This is a genomic window from uncultured Cardiobacterium sp. (assembly GCF_938028185.1).
Classification (GTDB): Bacteria; Pseudomonadota; Gammaproteobacteria; order Cardiobacteriales; family Cardiobacteriaceae; genus Cardiobacterium.
Map to the genome: position 1 here is coordinate 1 of NZ_CALJAH010000014.1, position 3,891 is coordinate 3,891.

Here is a 3,891-nt window from a genome sequence, read left to right on the forward strand (position 1 = left end):
CCGCTCCAGTTGGCGACGAGGATGAGGTCAAGGTCGGGCAGTCCTGCCATGGCGGCGCGTTCGCTGGCGGTTTCTTTGTCGCTGTCGGCACCGCTGCGCAGGGCGGCGAGGCGGGCGCTGGTCTGGCGGATGATGCTGCCGAAGGTGTCGTACAGCTCCAGGTTAAGGATTTTTTTGCCGTAGAAGGCGGCGAGCGGGTCGCTGAAGCTCGGCGCGGCGAGCTGGTAGAGGCCGTCATCAACCACGGCGACGTTCACCCAGGTGTCCGCGCCTGCCCCCGGTACGCTGATTTCAACGTCAAGCGGCTGTTCGGGCAGCGGGTTGTCCGGCAGTTTGATTTGCGGCGCAAGACGCAGCGCGGTCAGGTCGGCTCCAAGCCAATGCAGGCCGACGGCGCGGCGGTTGTGGTCGTCGCTTTTTTCGTTCCAGGCGTTAGCGAGCAGCCACACGCCCTGCTCCCAGCCTTCCTGCCACGGGATTTGCAGTTGTGCCTTACCGTTTTTCAGGGTGATGTCGTGGTTGGCGATGATGCGGTCGCGGCTGGCGATTTTGACGCTACCTTTGCCGTCAAACGGTGCTTCGAGGGTGAGGATGGCGGTGTCGCCGGGTTTGTAGGTTTTTTGGTCGCTGGCGAGGGTGACGGTGGAGGGGTTGTTCGTGCCGGGGGTGCCGTACCAGCCACGGGTAATTTCGAGGCTGGCGGCGCTTTCGCGGTCTTTGCCCCGTACTTCGACGACGTAGATGCCGTAATCTAGCGGCAGTTCGATGCTTGCCGGGGTTTTGCCGTCGGCGCTGACGCTACCGCTTTTCACCGGGTGGCGGCTGTCGTTTTTTTCGTAACGCCAGTCGCGCTCGTACCAATACCAGTACCAGTCGCGCTCAACGCGGTAGAGCGTCCACTGGAGTTCGCCGCCTTGCGCCTCGCCCTGGTCATTGACCAGCGCCGCCTGCACGCTGGCATCGCCTTCCTTGAGCGCGACGTAGGGCGCCTTGCGCGGCAGCAGGGTTTCGCTTTCGGCGCCGATGGTGCTGCCATCCGGCGCGGTGAGGGTGGTCATCGCCCACAGTGCCTGCGGGCGGGTGTCGAAGGGGCGCGCGAACGGCACTTCGATGTGGCGCTTGCCGTCGGCGTCGGTATTGGCGGCGGCGATGCGCTGCTCGGCGCTGCGGGCAATGGCTTCGTCGTGGCGGCCAAACTGCCAGCCCGTCCACGCCGGATACGTTTTGGCGAAATCGCCCCGGACGATGCGCCAGACGCCATCGGTCAGCATATTGGCCGCGGGCGCGCCGTAGAGCCAGTCAGCTTTAAGGTCAAACTGCGCGCGTTTGTCATCGGCCTTGACCGTCAGCGCGGTTTCGATTTGCCGCGGGATGACGCTGTCCACGCGGTAGGTTTCATCCACCAGCAGCGTGCCACCCTTGCCGAGGCTGAGGCGGATACGCCAGTCGCCGAGGCGGGCATTGTTGGCAATGGCGCGGCTGTAGCGGTAAGCACCGCTGTCATCGGCGTCAAGCAACTGGCTGTGAACGAGTGCGCCGTCGGGGCGGTTGATTTCCAGCCACAGCGGGCCGTCGTGCCACGCCTTGCCCTCCGGCGTTTTGAACAGCCACAAGGCGTTGAAGGTGTCATGCGGACGGTAAACGCCGCGGTCGTGCCAGCTCCAGTGTTGCAGCGTCTCGTTGGCGACGGGCGCGCCGGAAAGCCCCTTGTCGGAAAGGTCAATGCCCTGCCCGGCCACGCGCAAATAGGCGAGGTGGCCGTCGTGCTGGCTGATGAGGTGGCTCGGCGCGTCCGAACCACTGCCGTTAATCTGCGCGGCGCTGAAGCGGGCGATGCCTTGCAAATCGGTCTTGACCTCGCCAAGGATGCGGTTGTTCTGCGCATAAAGGACGACCGTCTGCCCGGCAACGGGCTGGTTGCTGCGCAAATCGCGCAACTCGGCGAGCAGGCCGTCGCGCGTCTGGTAGGCGGTAAAGCCCTGGTCGGTGACGGTGAAGCTCATAATGGCTTCTTCACCGTAATTCACGTCCTCACCGTCTGCAATTAACACATACATCCCGGTGCGTGCATCCTTGTCCGCCATGTCGGCAAAAGCAATGCGGCTCTGCACGATAGCGTTTGGCTCCGCTTTTGCCGGGGCAAAACTGCCTTCCCAGATTTTGCTGGCATTTTCGGGAAGCCGGAATTGCTCCAATCCCTCGGCACCAAGTCCCGGCGGGGCATCAATAAGCTCACGCATTTTGCTGATGAGATTGGTATCCGGGATTTGCCAGAGGGTAAGTTTGACTTCTTTAACATTACTGCTTTCCAGCGTCAGTGCTGCATCGGCATCGAACACCAGCGTTTTGCCACGATTAACAAATTGCACCATTGGATCGCGGTTGCCGGTATAAACATCTTCTTTTTTTCCTTCACCGCCAATTTCCAGATGATTTTCCGCGGCAAGTGTTGGATCTATATGTACGGTATAGCGGCTATCCCACTCTGCCACATAACAAATATTATTGCCCGCATAACGCGCCTCACTGATTCCGGCAGGCTTGTCTTCATCTTCGGGTTCAATACTGATAAGGCTGCGCCAATCCTGTTGCGGCTCAGGCAGCACGGGATAGCGAAATACAAGACAAACTTGCGGCTTGTCGTTACGCTTTTTATTGACCTCTACATCGTGCAGGTAGAAAGCATATTTATCGCGCAAATATTGGGCATTTTTTTGACCATCACCCACGATTTGCGATTCATCCAGCGGCAGACCATATTTCTTGTGCATATCTTTCGCTTTGGCGAGTGCTTCTTTGACGATTGTATTCTCAAAATCTTCCAGCGACTTGAGCGCAAACGGTACGCTCTCATTGTCGTTGTCCATAATCCGGCCATACAGGGCAACGGTATCTTTGTAATAGTCTGCCAGCGACTGGCTGATTTCCAGCGAGGAGGCACGCAACGCCTTTAGCGCAATTTCCCGGTAGGGGTCGTCCACATCGTTCTTATTAAAATTAACAATGAACTTGTCAAGCAGTTCCTTGCGATGGTACAGGTGGGAAAAATCCTTAATCGGATTGTAGTTTTTGTCCTTGTCGTACATGGCACTTTGCAACCACTGCTCAATATTGGAACCATTCAGCTTGGCCAGCGGCCCGCTGCCGTCCTTCAGAAACTGGTTCAACTCCATTTCCGCCTGCTGACGGGCGGCGGCGAGGGTTTCCTCATTCCAGCGGGCGGTGGCGTGAGCGAGGGAAATGGCGCCAATCATGGCGGCGAGCAGGGCTTTGCGGAACATAACGAACTCCATGTGGTGATAACGATGTGCGGATTTTAGCAAAAACGTCCGGCGGGCGATATGCAATGCCGCCGGGTAGCGGGGCTTGTCACCGTCGCCATAGGGTGCGCTGCGGCGCACCGCTTTTTGCAGCTTACTTTTACCGCCTTTTTTGATGGAAAAGGGCAACTATGATGATGACAGCAAACAGGAACGTCCATTCAATGGCTTCTCTGACGTAGATATTCCATTCAACGCCCATGTGGGGATAAATATGCTTCCAGAAAAGGCGGAATGCGGCAGATAGCAAAAATCCGATCAGAAGACCGGTCAGCAGGGAAAATACGTCATTTTTCATTACTGTCTCCTTGAATCAAAATACGCTTGTCAGCGGACGGGAAGATTGGGGCAAATCCCATAGGTTTATCATTGATGGACGGCGTTAAAAAATGTTGGATGCAGGGCGCGCTTGCTCATCGTTAAAGCGGCGGTGAGGACAAAATGATTTTTCACGCTGCATTATGGATTTTCTTCCGCCTGACTTTTTTCTCTCTTTTTATAAAAGAGTGCCACGACAATGATGACAACAAACAGGAAGGTTAATTCGATGGCATATCGGGTATAGACATTC

At 57.1% G+C, this 3,891-nt stretch carries 2 protein-coding genes; both read right to left on the reverse strand.

All coding sequences use genetic code 11. From position 1 onward, the window contains the following. On the reverse strand, positions 1-3,281 hold a 3,281-nt coding region (locus Q0349_RS00620), incomplete at its 3' end, for an MG2 domain-containing protein (RefSeq protein WP_298078814.1). A gap of 139 nt (positions 3,282-3,420) precedes the next feature. Beyond that, entirely contained in the window at positions 3,421-3,618 is a 198-nt protein-coding gene (locus Q0349_RS00625) for a hypothetical protein (protein ID WP_298078816.1), read from the reverse strand. Between the last annotated feature and the right edge of the window lie 273 nt (positions 3,619-3,891).